Raw genomic sequence first — 16,685 nt, 5'->3', positions numbered from 1 at the left:
GCCAGTTGTGCCGATGAATATCCCTAATCTGATTACCGTTCTACGCGTCCTGCTCATACCGATCTTCATTTTGCTGTTCTACCTGCCTTACCAATGGAGTTACCTGGCCTCCGCCTCGGTCTTCGCATTCGCTGCAGCCACCGATTGGCTGGACGGGTACCTGGCCCGCCGTCTGGAACAAAGCACACCGTTCGGGGCTTTTCTCGATCCGGTTGCCGACAAGCTGATGGTTGCGGTTGCATTGGTACTGTTGGTCCAGGAACACGGAAACCTGTGGCTCACGCTGCCAGCTGCCGTGATCATCGGTCGCGAGATTGTCGTCTCGGCACTGCGCGAATGGATGGCCGAACTGGGCGCTCGTGCCCACGTTGCCGTGTCGAACCTGGGCAAATGGAAAACCGCCGCGCAAATGCTGGCGCTGGTGATCCTGCTGGCCAATCCCAAGGATTTCAGTTTCTGGGTCTTGCTGGGCTACACCTTGCTGATGGTGTCGGCCGGCCTGACTTTGTGGTCGATGGTCCAGTACCTGCGGGCTGCCTGGCCACATCTGAAGACCGACGTTGAAAAGAAATAAAACTTTTTTGAATCAAAGGGTTGACGGGGCTTCTGGATTCTATAGAATGCGCCACACCAAGACGCGGGAATAGCTCAGTTGGTAGAGCACGACCTTGCCAAGGTCGGGGTCGCGAGTTCGAGTCTCGTTTCCCGCTCCAAGTTTGTACGCATTTGATGTCGCGCTACTGACAGCAGATGTTTTGAGGCCGAGTAGCAAAATGGTTATGCAGCGGATTGCAAATCCGCCTACGCCGGTTCGATTCCGACCTCGGCCTCCACTAATAAACAAGCTCCGTAGATCTATGATTTACGGAGCTTTTTTATTTGCAATAGCCTGCAAGATTTAGTCTTGAAAAGGGCATTTGCAAACTTGCTTCACCGGGGCTGGATGTATATATTTCCACCTCTGCTGCACAAGCGTCAGAACTGCCAGATCGTTGTTTGGCAAAACCTGGACGCTTCACCGCGCTACCGCCCGAATGGCGAAACTGGTAGACGCATGGGACTTAAAATCCCCCGCTCGTAAGGGCGTGCCGGTTCGATTCCGGCTTCGGGCACCAATAGTATGATTTCAGATGTTCCCGTAAGCACCTGAAACCTAGAGAAACCGGCCTTGTAGCCGGTTTTTTTGTGTCTGAATATCCCCGTATGTTCCTGTACAGCCCCAAGATTTAGGTATACGTTTAGGTATATATCGGTTCGATATCGAGGCGTATACCTATGGCGCGCACCGTAACCCCCCTTACCGACCCCAAATGCGAGGCCGCCAAGCCCCGCGCAAAGGACTACACCCTGTTCGACGGGCAAGGGCTTTTTTTGCTTGTAAGGGCTACCGGCACCAAGGTCTGGCGCTTCAAGTATAAAAAGCCAAGCGGTAAACCCGGTCTGGCTACGTTCGGCAACTACCCGGCCCTCACCCTGAAAGCCGCCCGCGCGCGTCGAGCCGATGCACTCGAGTTGCTGGCGCATGGCCAAGACCCCATCGAGAGCGCTAAGCAAGCAAAGATCGAGGCGGCCAATGAGGCGGGGAACACCTTTGAGGCGCTGGCCCGGGAATGGCACGCCAGCATGTCCGGAAAATGGTCGAAGGATCACGCGGTCAGGGTGTTGAAAGAGATCGAGGTCGATCTTTTCCCCATGCTGGGCAAACGCCCCGTATCCGACTTGAAAACCCGCGACCTGCTGGCCTGTCTGAAGGCGGTAGAGAAGCGCGGCGCGCTTGATGTGGTTGGGCGACTGCGCCAGCGCATCGCCGGAATCATGCGAATCGCCGTTCAGCGCGAATTCATCGAATACAACCCGGCGCTTGATCTGGTGGGGGGGACTGCCACCCGCAAGACCAAACACCGCCCGGCCTTGCCCCTTGAGCGGTTGCCGGAGTTGTTGCAACGCTGCGAGGCTGACACCGGACGACCGCTTACCTGTCTTGCTGTAAGCCTCGCTCTACTGGTGTTCATTCGTTCTAGTGAGCTGCGCTTTGCCCGCTGGTCTGAGTTTGACTTTACCCGGAGCATGTGGACGATTCCCGGCGAACGGGCACCAATCGAGGGTGTCAAGAGGTCGCACCGAGGAGCCAAGATGGGGACTCCGCACCTTGTCCCGTTGTCACGCCAGACGCTTGAGGTGCTGGAACAGATACGTCGGCTGAGCGGTCGTTTTGAGCTGGTGCTGCCAGGAGATCACTACCACTGGCGGCCAATGTCGGAGAACACCGTAAACAAGTCACTGCGCCGCATGGGATACGACACCAAGGTTGAGGTTTGCGGGCACGGGTTTCGCACTATGGCCTGTTCCGCGCTGGTCGAGTCCGGTCTGTGGTCGCGTGACGCGGTTGAACGGCAAATGAGCCATCAAGAGCGCAACGGCGTGCGCGCTGCCTATATCCATAAGGCTGAGCACCTGGAAGAGCGCCGACGGATGATGACCTGGTGGGCCGATTACTTGGACGCCAATCGGGAAAAGCACATCACGCCCTATGATTTTGCACACTGGAACACCGATGTGGTGAGCGTGGAGAGGGGGCTACGAGCATGGCAATAATAAGGGGCAAGCGATCAAAGGCAATTCCAGTATTCGACAATCAACTCGAGTGGGGTACAGGTGATTTGGTCGATGAAAGCCTGTCTGATGCTGCGCAGGCAATTATCGCTGACATGGCCGAACATCACGACGGCGATCTTCAGGAATGGTTAAAGCAAAGGCTTGGGTCCTACAGAGCGGTCACCCGCGAAACGGAAAAAGGACCCGCGCGCCACGAAGAAATTCGCGAAATACAGCAGGCGCACCTGAATCTTCGTGAAGCGCTACAGCGGCTAAGCAATTTCTCTCCTTTCGTCGAGGGCCTCATTAACGAGGCCTGCTGGCGTAGCCATGGGTGCTTTTTCAACGGTGGCTTGCTTTCTGACCTTGAGGCGAAGGCCACCGTGGTGTCCGATGTGTTGGATATTACCGAGCAGAAGTTGGAGGCCGCTCCAACTATTCGTGGCGTGAAGCCGAAGTTTCAGCGAGATGCTTTGCTGGCTGATACCGCAGACAAGCTACGGCAGTCATCCTTAGCGAAGATGACCAAACGCAGAGCTGCAGAACTCGCCCGAGAGCTTCTCGTTGCCGCAGGGGTCGAGGTGCCAGAGGATATTGTCGAAATCGAAAAACTGATCAGACGTGTAAAAAAAGGTGGAAAAAAAGCCTCTAACTAATCTCTTTTGAGCACTGCGACAGCAATCGGGGGTTCAACAAAAATGGCTCCGTACCGATACGGAGGCGCTCAAATGCAACCAGTAACAATTCCCCCGAAAGCTCTTATCCGTCAGCCAGCGCTCTGTCAATGGCTGGACCTGTCCCGCTCCGGCCTAGACAAACTCCGCAAGAAAGACCCGACCTTCCCGAAGCCGATCAAAGACGGCGACACCCGCCAGGCTGCTGCGTATTACGTCGTGGCTGAGGTGGATGCATGGCTGCGCGCCAAGATCGAAGCGAGGGATGCAGTATGAGCCATTCATCATCGCTTACAGCGTCCTGGAAGTTTCGCGTAATGGCCGCCCTGCACGCTGATTCCTCCAAGTCTTCTGCTCTCTGGTCCTGGCGCAAAGCCAAGCAGCTCGGGGTGTAACCCATGAAAAGTCAAAACGGCGCCAATGCGCCGACGGGATCGGCTTGGCTGAAATCCATGATCGGGCCAGTAGCCCGGTACCTTCTTGGCGAGCCAAATCCCGCAATGAGCAAGCCGACCGAGCTTCGATTCGGAGCGCGTGGCTCTTTATCCGTCGATCTGGAAAAGGGGGTATGGCACTCGCACGAAGACGGGCGCGGTGGCGGCGTATTGGATTTGATTGCCTGGAAAACCGGCATCACAAGTTGGGCCGAGCAAATGGGCTGGCTTGAGCAGCAAGGCTTAAAAGAAAAGCGGCCGGCGCCATGTCCTGAAAGTCCTGATGTCCTACCGGCCAGCCGTCGCATGTCGGCTCGTTATGACTACACCGACGAAGACGGCAACGTTCTGTATCAAGTTGTCCGCTACGAACCAAAGGACTTTCGCCAGCGCCGCCCGGATGGAAAAGGCGGCTGGGTGTGGTCGGTGAAGGGCGTGCGTCAGGTTCCCTACCGTCTGCCGCAGTTGCTGCACGCACCTTGGGGTACGCCAGTGTTTGTCGTGGAGGGCGAGAAGGACGTGTTGCGCCTGGAGTCGCTGGGGCTGGTCGCAACCTGCAATGCCGGTGGCGCTGGCAAGTGGCCTGATGCGCTCAATGAGTCCTTCGCACGCCGTCGGGTAGTGATTCTGGCGGATAACGACGAGCCGGGACATCAACACGCCGACAAGGTTTGTCGGGCGCTGAGTCAGGCAGAGGCCGAAGTTCGCGTGCTCATCCTTCCAGGGCTGCTGCCGAAGGGCGACGTATCCGACTGGCTGGACACGGGTGGCACCGTCGAGCAACTGCTGAAAATGGTGGACGCTCCCAGTAAACAACAGTTCGAAGACGACGATCAGCAGCCAGTCGAGGAACACTTCGAGCCCGGTGATGATGCCGACGAAAAGCAGAGCCAAGCTTCTCTGCTGGTCAAGTTCGTGGAGCAACGCTTCGAGTTGTTCCACGATCAAAACAAGGACGTTTTTGCCAAGGACCGAACGACCGGCGAAGTGCGTGATCTAGCCTCGCTCCAGTTCCGAGATGCACTGGTTGCTGGTTTTTACTCCGACAGCGGAAAAGCACCCCGAGATCAATCGGCCCGCGAGGCGCTGAGCACTCTGGCCGGCCTCGGTCGATTCCATGGAGACCGCGAGGAGGTAAACCGACGCACTGCTGGTGCCGCTGGAGATTATTTTCTCGACCTGGCTGTATCAGGCAGTAGCCGAGCGGTTCGCATACGGTCAGGTAAGTGGGAGATCGTCGAGTCACCTGAGGCGATGTTCGTTCGGCCTGAATCCATGCAGCCGATTCCGGCTCCAGTTCCAGGTGGATCGATCGAGCAACTTTGGCATGTGGCGAACATCCCGCGCGGCTCCCGTCTGCTGGCCTTGGCTTGGCTGATTGAATGCCTGCGTCCTGATACACCTTATCCAGTGCTGGAGCTGCTGGGCGAGCAGGGCAGCGCCAAGAGCACGACACAAACAGCGCTGCGCCAGCTTATTGATCCGAATTCCTGCCCATTACGCAGCGCACCGAAGTCGGCGGAGGACCTATTCATTTCTGCTCGTGTGTGTGCGGTAGTGAGCCTGGAGAACATCTCGCACTTGCCCGCAGCAACTCAGGATGCCATGTGTGTATTGGCAACCGGAGGCGGCTTTGCCAAGCGCAAGCTGTACTCGGATGCCGAGGAAAGTGTTATCAGCGTGAAGCGCCCCGTCGTGCTGAATGGCATATCTGCGTCAGTCACGGCGCAAGATCTGGTGGACAGAACGATCACTATCGAGACGCCAGTTATCAGCGAGCGGCTGGAAGTGACAGACCTTTGGCGGGAGTACGAAGCCGAGCGTCCGTGTTTGCTGGGGGCGCTGCTGGATATTTTCGCCAAGGCGTTGGAGTTAGCGCCGCAGATGCACATCCCCGCTGACGAGCGTCCGCGGCTGGTTGAATTCGCTCGCCTAGGTATGGCTGTCGCCGCCGCAGCGGGACATGAGCCCGAGGATTTCCTGCACGAGTTCAATTCCAGTCGGCAGGAAAGTCTGGCTCGCACCATTGACGCTAGCCCGGTAGCTGCCGCCGTAGTGGAACTGGTCGAGGCGCGCCCGCAAGGAGTGACCGCATCAGTAAAAGAGATTCTGCTTATCCTGGAGCAGTACCGTCCAACTGGCTGTGATTCGTGGCCGCGTTCCGCGAAGGGACTAGGGGACGCCCTGCGACGTGCCGCTCCCGCTCTTCGGCAGATAGGCATCGAGTGCAAGCCCCTAGGTAAATCTGGGGGGACGGTGAAGTGGGCCATCGGGAGAAAGTTATCGAAGCAATGTCCTGCAAGTCCTGATGTCTTGCCAGACGATCACCCCGAGCAGGACATTGGGACTTGCAAGACTTCGAGTCGGCAACTATCCCCCAACACCACCAGTACTTCGCCGGACATGGCCTTCGATGAATCCGATGCGGAGGCCTTCTGATGGGAGTTATCGACTATCTCCATGACCGTGGGTTCAGTGCCGAGGTGGTGGGCAACCGCTTATGGGTCTCACCATCTAGCAGGCTGACACAGGAGGAGCGCCGCTATATCAAGTTGCACCGTTTGGAGCTGATGGTCGAAGTTGTGGCCAACGATGGTGAAGCCCGCAGCAGTCACTGGACAGTGCTCGTGACTGGGTACAGCCCCTTCACAATGATCGTTGAGCCGATGACCCATACCGAAGCCTTGGCTGAAGCCCGAATGCTGTGGCCTGAAGCAAATGTAGAGTGACGTTTAGCCCGGATAACTACCGGGCTTTATACTTTTACACAATTGATTGGTGATGATTTCGCCTGCATGGGTGTCAGGGAATACTTGACCAGTTCAGGTTGCCTCCAGACTACTTGATCACTGCTTTTGTTTTGGCGTAGATTTGCTCTTGTCGTTCCCTTAAGGGGGCGATGTTGGGCCGGTTCGAGTGACTCGACTGGTACCGTTTCTCGCCTTTCGGCGCAGCGGACTTCCTTTTTCATACAGGAGGCCGCCATGGCCGATAAATCTGTTATCAAACATCGTTTCGCTGCGTTCGATCGCCAAGGTGGTCGCTGCTATTACTGCGGCTTCCAGATGTGGCGCGATACTCCTGAGGCCTTCGCCCGCCGCCATGGCCTTTCCCTTCGGCAAGCTAGGCACTTCCAGTGCACAGCCGAGCATCTAGTCGCCAGGCAGGATGGCGGAAGAGATACCCAGTCCAATATTGCTGCCGCCTGCCAGCGGTGCAATCAGCGCCGTCATAAGCGCAAGGACGCGCCTGAGCCGCAGGAGTACAAGGCTCTAGTGGAGAAGCGGCTGAGCAAAGGTGGCTGGCACCCGCTCCTCAAGAACCTCGAATTTGGTTGACTGACTTCCTCAGGGCGTGAGGCTGATGGTGGTGACAGACAGAAATCGGCCAAAAGCGATCACTCGAAGGGGCTGCGAATTTTAGGGAAGAGGCGATCAAGGCTGTGTACGTTCCAAGGCTTAAACCTCCACTTTTCGTCGTAACACAACACCAATAAATTGCCAAATTGAGATGAATAGGTTTCAAGGCTGAGCCCTTGAAAAAGGTATTCGGAAAAGGTTGATGGCTTGTGGCCATTGATTTTGCTGCTATCATGTTTGCTTTGGGCAAGGCTAGAAAGATCAGATATGTACCCGATGGTTCAGCAATGAAAAAAGAACAATTCAATTTTATGCTTGACATGGTTAGAAGTCAGCCTTGGCTGGCTGATAAGACTGAAGAGCTTAAGCATGTTCTTTATTCTGACTGTCAGTGCGATACATCTAGGAAGCTTGTTTCTGAAATTGTTAATCGTTTTCTCTATGTGAGTAGAGAAGAAAATTACCGGCTTCTTACCGGTATGGCTCAGGAAATAGTTTCTGAGTACTCTGCTCGCGAGGCCAGTACTTTAATTGCCGCCTTGGGCGTTAGTTCTGGAGTAGATAGTTCTCAGCATGTTGCATATTCACTTAAGCCAATTTTAGAGCAGAAGAAGTGGCGGCGTCATATGGCAGTTAATGACTCTAGTGCAGCTTACAGGAAAGGTAAAAGCACAGGCCATAATCAAATTATATTGGTTGATGAGTTCGTTGGATCGGGGCAGACTGTTATAACACAGGTTAAATCTATTCGCGCTCAATTTGAAAGCGCCAAGGCTGTAGATTATAACATTTCCGTAAAGGTTTTAGTTTCAACTGAAATTGGTCTTAAAAATGTAATAGATGCTGGTATCCCCATAACCGCGCAAAGTCTCGTAAAGAAAGGTATAGATGACTATTACTCTATTCAAGAAGCTTCTTGCTATAGGGATTTGATGCGCTCCATTGAGGGCAATCTTTCTACTGAATATCTAGGCAGAGCAATGCCTAGTCTCGGCTATAATGATGCTCAAGCTACTTATTGTCGCCAAGATGGCAACACCCCAAATAGCGTATTCCCTATATTTTGGTGGGCATTTGACAAGCATAATCAAGATCGTTGCGTATTAATGATAAGGGCTATGGGGGATGCATGAGTTTACCATATTCGGTTAGGCGCGATCTTACTCTTTCAGACCTAAAAATACTATATATAATTCTGGCTTCGGCGGGAAGTTTGGAGCCGTTTACAATTTTTCGAAGAAGTAAGCTATCCTCAAATTTTTTCCTTGAAAGATACTCCCGGCTTCTAGTATTGGAGCTGATTGTTGAGCAATCAGGTGTGGCGCGCTTGTCGGAAGCGGGCGAGATTAATGCAAAAGCGGCGTTACCTAGGTTGGTTTCAATGAGAAAAGATTGGCGTGATGCGCCCTCGGAGTTTTTGCGTCCGAAGCTTATGGGTGATTATTACATACCGAATGTGGATTTATTGAGCAAAAAAACTTTCAATGTAAAAAGAGATATAGTATGATTTTTCTGCCTGCAGAGGCTAGTACGTTGGAGTGTAGTCGCTCCCCGGGTAAGGTTCCCGATAACCAAGTTATAGTAACTCCAGCGGTGAAGCGTGCTGAAGTTACTATACTTACAAAACGCTTCGCGTTTTGACGTAGTCCACTCCATCCGCAATTTCGCTGCGCGAAATTACGAATGGAGTAAACAAAGTCAAAAGCAAAGCTGCTAAAGTACAGAAGGTAGCCTCTGCAGGTATTTATGAATAATAATACTATTGTGAAAAACTGGCTTGGTTATTTCAGGCAAAGGGGTGTTTCAGGGCCACTTATTGAAGTTTATGCAGAGTACATTAAGACTCTCGTAGGCAACTCAGTCCCGGTCATATTTGAATTCGAGCATCTATCTCGGCTCATAGGGATTGATCAAGCCCGATTCCGCGCAATGGTTAACTCACCATCTTCTTTTTATAGAACCTTCCATATTAAAAAAAAGCTGGGTGGGTTAAGGGAAATAAGTAGCCCTTTTCCTTCTCTGTTGATTTGTCAGGACTGGATTTATAAAAATATTTTATTAAATATCCCCGTGCATTCGTGTGTTCATGGATATGTACCTGGAAGATCTATCTTTACAAATGCCACTCCGCACTTAAATGCGCGATGCCTGTTGAAGATGGATATAAAAAATTTCTTTCCTTCAATAAAAATTGATTGGGTTGCAAACCTATTTAATCAGATGGGTTATGCCGACAATGTATCTTTTTATTTGGCCTCGCTATGTTGTAAAAAGGGGCGGCTTGTACAAGGAGCTTCAACAAGTCCATATTTGACTAACATCTTGTTACGTGGGCTTGATCATCGTCTTTCCAATCTTGCTAAAAGTTATAATATGGAATATACGCGCTATGCGGATGACTTGACCTTTTCTGGTGAGTATATACCTCATAGTGTAATTGGTGTCGTCGGGGCGATAATATCAGACTTTGGATTGGAGCCTAACGTTGAAAAAACCAGGCTTCAAATAGCTAGGAATCAGAAAATTGTTACTGGTCTTTCCGTTGCTGGCGAGTCACTTGGCGTTCCCAGAAGTTTTAAGCGGGAGTTAAAGAAGGATTTGCACTTTATTCAGAAGTTTGGATATGAGTCGCATTTGGCAAAGAAGAAAATAAGGAAGCCTTTTTATATAGACTCTCTTATTGGGAAGGTTAATTTTTGGTTGCAAGCAGAGCCTGCGGATCAGTATGCAATGCAAGCTCTATCAATGCTGCAAGGTATACATGAGAGACGTGCCGTTTAGAAACTGTGTAAAATATTTTTCTCCAAGATTTAGTTAAGGCGTAGGCTAGGAAGTGGAGTTGCAGGGTATAAATTATCATCTCGAGCTGGTTATCAACATCAACATCAACATCAACATCAACATCAACAGTTCATGGCCGCATCCAGATCAATCTTCGATCAACCATATAAGTCCACCTCGGTTTCTTAGCGGTATCTCACTGGCGGCTTTTTGTCGATTCTATTAAAAAGTCGATCATCCAAAACTGCCTGATAATTGACCGGTGAAATTCCTTTTTTTTCACGCAACTGTGTGAAATCTGCATTTGGAAACTCCTGCCGAAAGTAAAGATTTCAATTTCAGACTCGTACTCTTCAGCGGCGGAAACCATAACCGACTTTTCAACGGAATCGGTCGGGAGAAGCCCTTAGACGAATGTCCTCTCCTGGCCGATATCTGCCAGTCGTGACCGGCAGAAGTCGACTCAACGTGGGTGCGATTGGCGACTCCAGTCAAAACCACGATTATAGTGGCCGAAGCGAAATTGAACGACTTGTTACGAAATCCAAGCTTATGGAGTCTCTGGAGTTTCTTCAAAAATATTGCATTTGGCTTTAAAGGCAAGACCGCTGCTGGTGGGCTTGAGGCGTGAATGTTTTCTTCGCCCCTCCATCAGCGCCGCCCTTGCCTCTTCTCTATCACCGGATTGGCAGTGAAAGATGTATTGCACAAGCCGCGCCTGATTCTCGTAGTCGATCTCCAGCCAATCCAGCTTCGCATGAATATAATGAAGAACGTCTTCGAGTTTCGCACTGAACCACTCACCGTTCGTGCGGTACTGGGCAAAATGCTCGTGACACTTCGCCTCGGCCGCAAGGCAGTCGGGTACCTTGGCATTGACCGCATTGGCTAGCACGCTCCCATGGCCGCTCATCTGCGCGCGCTGGCGATGGCCCTCCGTCTTGGTATGCCCGATCTTACTGAGCCCCGTCGTCCCATCGTACAAGACATATACATAGCCGGTCAGCCGGTCAGCCGGGCTCGTTGGAGTGCCGGGCGCTCGTGCTGCGAGATGCGGGAGGACTTCTTTCGCAGCTTGTACGAAATGCGCCCAGGTCGGCGTCACATCGAGACTCGTTGGATCGATGTTCCGCTGTCCAACGTTGCGCTCAAACTCATTCGCGTGCGCCAAACGGGTGGCCTCTTGAACAATCATGCCCCAGCCCAGGAGCGCCAACTCTCGCTGGAAGCGCGTCGCAGGCAGATCGAAAGTGACCGCCAGGTCGGAGAGTCCAACGTTTCGGACTTGTTCAGCCATGCCGCTTTCCTGAACTTCGGTTTTGATGTTGTTGGCCACTTGAATTCCTTCCCATTGAAGGGCCGGCGAACCAGGCGTTTTTTACGCTTCAGCCCGCAAGGCAAGCACTAATCGCTGTCTTCGGACCGAGCCGATCTACCTTGTCACGGATAATGTCACGCCCCTTGCGCATGGCTTCGTTACGATCGTAGGCGAACACCGCTTCTTGGCCGTCGCGACATCCATCAACCCTACGCCATTCTTCGTCGATTGTGCGAAACGTCAGGACGTATTCACTCACCGCACGCTTTTTCGTAGCGGCACCATTTGGAGCGAGCGCAACAATCGTCACCGTCTCAGGCTTCGATGCTGCGAGTGCGGCCTTGTAGTCGGCCATGGTGTAGCTGCCATCGGTAGGAATTGGATTGTCAACACCACCCCGCGCATAGATGGCGTTCAGGCATTCCTCAAAGGTGCCGTACATGGGTTTGGGTATGCGGTCGCATGCTGTGAGCATTCGCTATCGGGCGAATCCAGAACCACGCTGACCGTCTGCTTTTGGCCGATCGGTGCCTGTCGCGAAGGGCAGCGTGCGACCCGAAGCAGCGGGTCAGTGCCGGCTGAACAAAGTCAGAAGCAGTCATTGAGCGTCAAAAAATAAGGACGATTCACGTACAACACATCTAAACTATCCTCAATATACATTACCGCTCAGGGAAAAAATGACTTTAATCATCGCCGGCCACAATATGTCGCAGAGCTTGGACTACAAAAGCGTGAAAGAGATACTTGGCGCTGATGAAGTGGTTCCTGAGAGCGAAGACAAAGAAATGCCTGAAGCTACAGAATCTGCGACGGAGACATTTGTTGATGGATTGTTCTTTGCGGCAGATTCGGCAATTACAGACATAGAAAACAACAAGGCAATACTTGGCGGATTCAGAAAAATTTATTATGTAAAGGCAAAAGCTTGGAAACCGTATTTTCAAGATCGCTTTTTTCAAGGCTATTTTCAGACCGAAAGCGAGACTGATTTTGCCTTAGCATTTGCTGGGAATACCCTCACAGCACAACACGTTCTAAACTTCATAATAGAGCATGTGGGAAATTTGAAGATCAGCCTTGTTGGCATGGGATACAATCAGCCGGGAACATACACGATACTGCAGCGCTGCGAGCCGAACCCTCTGGAACATAATTCCACCGATCAATGGGATTATGACATGTTTTTGCGTGATCACATGCAAGGACTGCTTACCGCAGAGGTAATAGCCGCAACGATTGAACACTCTATCAATGCGGCACTAAAATCGGCAAGAAGATATAAGTTAGACCAGTCCGAAATAAATCGAATGCGTACTGACTTCGTTGCCGGAATGAAATGCCCTGCGTCTGGAGAGTACAAGCTTTATGAATATAGGTTCCAGTTCGCAATTAGAGATGGCAGAGCTGAAGTATTCACTAAGAAAGAGGAGGTCCCGCCAGGAGGATTGGTTGTTCTCGGCATGAGGGACCGATTCGAAAGTTCTGCAAGGCGAGCATTTGTCGAATCCATATCAACAAAAAAAAATAATGCCGAAACAATGTTTGTATTCTTGAATAAAGCAATTGATGAAGTTAGTGCTGATGCATCGTTCGAAATCGACCGTCCTTCAGTAATGCATATCCTAGATCGAAAAGGCCTTCATAAAGCAGTTTGGCAAGATAAATCCGAGTTATGAGTCATATCTAATCTCCTAGACGAATCCGACTGGATGCTTTTGGCCGATTCTTGCCTGTCATGAGAGGCAGAAAACGGACCCATAGCTGCCGGTGGCGGCAAGCGTATCGAGCCAGTTCCCTAGGTGGTAATTGACGATGTGCTAGCCCGCGACCAAACACTCTTTGTTTAGCAGGAAAAAGTGAATGAAACAGATTTTTACAATAGCGCTGGCATTTTCAGCGATTGCAAACACCGCGCTTGCGGCTGAAGGGGCACAGCCGGAATCCAAACTTGTGACGAACCTTCACGACAATCAGGGCATTCATGAAGACCTAATCGCATCACAGGAACTAATTGCTTTGGGTTGCATGGGTAAATTAAACATTGCACCCGCGGCATCAGGGCACTACGACTCTGTATCGCTAGAAAAAATCCAGGAGTGCGCAGACAACGAAGGTACTGACCTGGCCGCAAAGCTACTCGCGGAATACAAACGAGGTAAAATTGAGAAGGCCAGAATGCCGACCTACATGCTGCATTACGCGGTAATGTTTGCGAAACAAAACAATGCCGAAAGCCAGAACATGTCAACAGCTGATTTGATAAAAGCTGCGCGAGAGCAGGGTAAGAAGCACTATCCCTACACGGCGAAGTAAGTAGGAAAAGAATCGTGGATTACGATGGCTGAATTGCCCCTAGCTTCCTAGGCTCATTCGAAGGTCTGCTTTTGGCCGATTTTACCTGTCGCCAAGGGAGTGAATCTGCCCCTGGTGAGGGGCAGTGATGGGGCGATTGCGGACATACGGCCTATGACCGCTTCCGATCCAGGCCATGCAAAGAAACGCAGGCATCGTTTTAAAAGTTCTGGGGAACAGGCTGCGGAGTATCTAGGGCAGGTTGTATAGCATTGGATATCGCGATATTCAAAGGAGAAACGACGTTTCCGGTTGCGGTAACCATTTGTTCATAGTGCGTCTCATCCACCTCCCTCATCCAGGTGAAAATATCAGAAATGACGTTATGACTCTCTCCTATGAGATTTTCGGTAGAGTCTTCCCCAATCTCGATAACAGCGTTATGAGAGTATTTGTTAATGAAGCGATATATCTTTTCCTTAGTTTGCGGCGTTGTGATCTTGCATTCAGCAAGGGCTTGTTGAAACAAGGCAGACATGTCGCCTTTATGTAGTGGATACTTGAAACTGAAAAAAGACTCTAAAATCTTCCGCGCGAGATTTGCAGTTAAAAAAGCCTCGTCGCGATCAATTTCGGATTTTTCTCGGTAGGCGTGCAATCGGGTAAATATGTAGTGATATTCCGAGCTATAATCATGAAGGCTTTTAGGTGCGTCTTTTAAAGCGGATATTCGAGGGCACTGGGTACTGGCTTCAATAACGTAGAAGAAGCAGTTTAACGGTTTGCCCTTCGCCCTTCGATTGGCATTAGTGCCTTCCAGCCAATCCCTAACAAGCTTAAAGAAATTGAAGTTGTGGGTCAGCACAAAAAGTTGATGCGCTGGCGCGCAGTGATGACGCAAATACGAATATGCATGAAATAAATGATTGGAGTCGAAGCTTGAGATTGGGTCATCTACTACTACAGTAAGCTTGTCAATGCTATTTGCGCCTTCAGACAGCTTAGTGATGAAATAAATAAAGGCAATCGCAGTTTTCTCGCCCTCACTCAAATTTTTAGCATGGCGTTGCTCGGCGCCGCGAATTATTTCATATCCTAATAGCGAGGGATTGAATCGAAGGCATAGGTCAGATCTGCCGAGAAAGTTGTGAAGATGTTTATTGAACTGATCAGCACCTAGTACTTCGTTCGAGAGCGCTGCCTCAAGCTGCTGAATCTTCCGCTGACGTTCATTAGTTTTTTGTTGTATGTCCGAGACCTGTTTATCAATAGTGTCGCGCTTGCTGATTTTTGAAAAATATCCGAAATCTTTGACCTCCAAAGCTGCATAGTGGAGTTCGATTTTCTTTTTGGCAGCGCCGGTTTCTTTAGTGAAACTTCCAGTCTTTGCATTATGACGCGCAATTGTGGCGTTCATTTCGGCAAGGGCGGATTCGAAACCTTTGCAGGCTTCTGCGTCGACGGCCATTACCGTGAAGTCGGTTTTAAACTGGTCAGAAATTTTCTGCTGCAGCAAAAGCTGCCATGACTCTATTCCGCTGTTGATAGTAGAGACGTACCGAGAAAGCTCGCTTCGAGCTTGCCCGAAATCGTCACGCATTTCCTCATATAAAAGGTCTTCCTGAGCGAGTTCTCCAATGTCAACTATTTGTTGATTTATCCATTGTTCTGCACTAACAAGGCGAGCTTGGAACAAGCGGTACTCATCGCTGAAATGAGCGTTAATCGCTTCGATTCGTGTCTGAGCAAGAACAGAACCGCAAAACTCACAGGCTTCGGAAGCGTGTTCGTTGTGAATGGCGAGACCTGCCTGCACCCAGCTCTGTATGTCAGGGTTATCTTTCAGCCGCGTCAGAACGACGTTAGTGGCAGTTTGCTTCAGAAGTCCTTCCAGCCGCAGCTTGGCATCCTGAAGCTTGGCTGCATCTAGTCTGTTCGTGATACTTGGAATTTGCGGTCTAGCCTCTGGCTTCGCAGCTATAACCAACGCTACTAAATCTTCACTCTTAAGTATCGATTTTTGGTCGCGTATTGCTTCCTGGTGCGCGCTAATGAAGCTTTCTAGCTTTGTGCGATTATAGTTAAGGTAGTGAGTGTCTTCCGTTCCAATAACTTGAAGGCTAGACTTGGTACGCTTTGCGCTATCGGTCAGGAATTTCTGAAGTTCGTTCGTGGCTTTGGTCGATTCCGCTTTAGCTGTCAGGATACTAGCCAAATCAGATTCTTGTTCTGACTTTAGTTTTTCCAGTTGCTTCCTTTCATCTATCTTTTCTTTGGCAACTAGAAGCAAGCTTTTTACAGAGTTATTCCAATCAATGTTTTCCTTAATGAAGCCTGCATTGAAAGTGCGAACTTGAATGCTCACCTGAGCAACGGACTGTTCATTAATTACAGTATCATCTTCTAAGCTTACTGAGAATTCGCAAGTTTGATCGATATCTGCGTGCAAGTTTCGACGCTTTTCCAGCGATTCGAACAGTGTCGATAGTGTAGACTTTCCGCTACCATTCCAACCATAAATTAAGTTCAGCTTCCCAAAATCCTGTAAAGAACCACCATTAAAGTCTCTGAATATTCCGAAGTTTTTTAGTCTTTTTATTTTCGTAATCATGATATTGCGATCCTATCGCCATGGCCATTAATCAATCGAGGGGCACTTTTGGCAGCTTAGAATTTGCCGGATGAATCCGCAATCAGCTTGCTTGAAATTAATATAACTAATTGATTTTCTGATACAAAAGAAAGCTGGCTTGACGGTGCGGGCGAAATCCGGTTCGGATAAACGTCCGCTTTTGACCGATTTTTGCCTATCGCCACCGTCAGCTTTGGGTCCAAGCTGTGTAAAAAACGCAGACACTGTTTTGAAGTCTGCGTCGCTACGTAAAATCTGCCAATGATTGGTGTATCAGCGGACCTGAAATTTGCGTGGGAACGCGATTTTCGTTCTGGTTCTGACTGTCAAACCTGCTCTAAACCGTTTTTACATAGCCTCGACCCAAATCAGTCGTTTAGGGCCGACTGAAGTCGGCCAAACGCTGCCATCTAGTGGTATCGAAATGTCGAGCCTTGCTCTAGGTGATCAGATAGCAAACAGTCCGGCGCCGGAGTTTGGGTAAATGACGAGTGCGGCAGACCGCGCTAGGTGGACTGCCGCACTCGACTAACGCGTTACGATTTTTTCGGAGGATGGTTACCGCGGCCATCACCTGACTTTTTGCCGGTCGTGCTC

The 16,685-nt window shown here is 50.6% G+C and carries 15 protein-coding genes and 3 tRNA genes; 15 read left to right on the top strand and 3 right to left on the bottom strand.

The genetic code is table 11. The features are described 5' to 3' along the window. Positions 1 to 13 precede the first annotated feature (13 nt). The 13 genes from pgsA to AC3IT9_RS15450 all read left to right on the top strand — a co-directional run bounded on the left by pgsA (position 14) and on the right by AC3IT9_RS15450 (position 9,843). Positions 14 to 574, top strand: a complete 561-nt coding sequence (pgsA, locus tag AC3IT9_RS15510) for a CDP-diacylglycerol--glycerol-3-phosphate 3-phosphatidyltransferase (RefSeq protein ID WP_007992985.1) — start codon at positions 14 to 16, stop codon at positions 572 to 574. Between the two features lie 63 nt (positions 575 to 637). Beyond that, positions 638 to 713 (top strand) — tRNA-Gly (locus tag AC3IT9_RS15505). Positions 714 to 759: 46 nt separating this feature from the next. Continuing rightward, positions 760 to 833, top strand: a tRNA-Cys gene (locus AC3IT9_RS15500). 195 nt (positions 834 to 1,028) lie between these two features. Further along, positions 1,029 to 1,115, top strand: a tRNA-Leu gene (locus tag AC3IT9_RS15495). A gap of 160 nt (positions 1,116 to 1,275) precedes the next feature. After that, complete coding sequence (locus tag AC3IT9_RS15490; protein ID WP_489270287.1) at positions 1,276 to 2,595, top strand: tyrosine-type recombinase/integrase; 1,320 nt, start codon at positions 1,276 to 1,278, stop codon at positions 2,593 to 2,595. Then, positions 2,586 to 3,251, top strand: a complete 666-nt coding sequence (locus tag AC3IT9_RS15485; protein WP_489270286.1) for a hypothetical protein — start codon at positions 2,586 to 2,588, stop codon at positions 3,249 to 3,251. The genes AC3IT9_RS15490 and AC3IT9_RS15485 overlap by 10 nt, the downstream gene beginning before the upstream one ends. Before the next feature lie 72 nt (positions 3,252 to 3,323). After that, positions 3,324 to 3,545 carry a helix-turn-helix transcriptional regulator gene (locus tag AC3IT9_RS15480; protein ID WP_007899974.1) on the top strand — a complete coding sequence of 74 codons (222 nt, stop codon included), beginning with the start codon at positions 3,324 to 3,326 and terminating at the stop codon, positions 3,543 to 3,545. Positions 3,546 to 3,667: 122 nt separating this feature from the next. Beyond that, positions 3,668 to 6,142, top strand: a complete 2,475-nt coding sequence (locus AC3IT9_RS15475; RefSeq protein WP_489270285.1) for a toprim domain-containing protein — start codon at positions 3,668 to 3,670, stop codon at positions 6,140 to 6,142. Beyond that, positions 6,142 to 6,432, top strand: coding sequence for a hypothetical protein (locus AC3IT9_RS15470; RefSeq protein WP_489270284.1), 291 nt, complete (start codon positions 6,142 to 6,144; stop codon positions 6,430 to 6,432). Before AC3IT9_RS15475 ends, AC3IT9_RS15470 begins: the two co-directional genes overlap by 1 nt. Before the next feature lie 255 nt (positions 6,433 to 6,687). Further along, positions 6,688 to 7,041: an HNH endonuclease gene (locus AC3IT9_RS15465; protein ID WP_489270283.1), complete on the top strand. Its 354-nt coding sequence runs from the start codon at positions 6,688 to 6,690 to the stop codon at positions 7,039 to 7,041. Between the two features lie 230 nt (positions 7,042 to 7,271). Further along, entirely contained in the window at positions 7,272 to 8,195 is a 924-nt protein-coding gene (locus AC3IT9_RS15460; RefSeq protein ID WP_489270282.1) for a phosphoribosyltransferase-like protein, read from the top strand. Further along, positions 8,192 to 8,569, top strand: coding sequence for a hypothetical protein (locus AC3IT9_RS15455; protein WP_489270281.1), 378 nt, complete (start codon positions 8,192 to 8,194; stop codon positions 8,567 to 8,569). The genes AC3IT9_RS15460 and AC3IT9_RS15455 overlap by 4 nt, the downstream gene beginning before the upstream one ends. 239 nt (positions 8,570 to 8,808) lie before the next feature. Continuing rightward, on the top strand, positions 8,809 to 9,843 hold the full coding sequence (locus AC3IT9_RS15450; RefSeq protein ID WP_489270280.1) for a reverse transcriptase family protein: 1,035 nt from the start codon (positions 8,809 to 8,811) through the stop codon (positions 9,841 to 9,843). Between the two features lie 550 nt (positions 9,844 to 10,393). Here the strand turns inward: AC3IT9_RS15450 and AC3IT9_RS15445 are convergent. Both AC3IT9_RS15445 and AC3IT9_RS15440 read right to left on the bottom strand, forming a co-directional pair. Beyond that, on the bottom strand, positions 10,394 to 11,179 hold the full coding sequence (locus AC3IT9_RS15445; protein WP_489270279.1) for a GIY-YIG nuclease family protein: 786 nt from the start codon (positions 11,177 to 11,179) through the stop codon (positions 10,394 to 10,396). A gap of 49 nt (positions 11,180 to 11,228) precedes the next feature. After that, entirely contained in the window at positions 11,229 to 11,603 is a 375-nt protein-coding gene (locus AC3IT9_RS15440; protein ID WP_489270278.1) for a hypothetical protein, read from the bottom strand. A gap of 238 nt (positions 11,604 to 11,841) precedes the next feature. On the opposite strand from AC3IT9_RS15440, the gene AC3IT9_RS15435 reads away from it, so the two are divergent. Together AC3IT9_RS15435 and AC3IT9_RS15430 are read left to right on the top strand one after the other, a co-directional pair. After that, on the top strand, positions 11,842 to 12,840 hold the full coding sequence (locus AC3IT9_RS15435) for a hypothetical protein (protein ID WP_489270277.1): 999 nt from the start codon (positions 11,842 to 11,844) through the stop codon (positions 12,838 to 12,840). Between the two features lie 184 nt (positions 12,841 to 13,024). Continuing rightward, entirely contained in the window at positions 13,025 to 13,477 is a 453-nt protein-coding gene (locus AC3IT9_RS15430) for a hypothetical protein (protein ID WP_489270276.1), read from the top strand. 199 nt (positions 13,478 to 13,676) lie between these two features. Here the strand turns inward: AC3IT9_RS15430 and AC3IT9_RS15425 are convergent, their stop codons facing one another. Further along, positions 13,677 to 16,067, bottom strand: coding sequence for an AAA family ATPase (locus AC3IT9_RS15425; protein WP_489270275.1), 2,391 nt, complete (start codon positions 16,065 to 16,067; stop codon positions 13,677 to 13,679). Positions 16,068 to 16,685 lie beyond the last annotated feature (618 nt).

This window comes from Pseudomonas sp. KH_046_1, from assembly GCF_057839025.1.
Note: the sequence above shows the minus strand (reverse complement) of the source record. Positions and strands in the feature narration are given on the sequence as shown.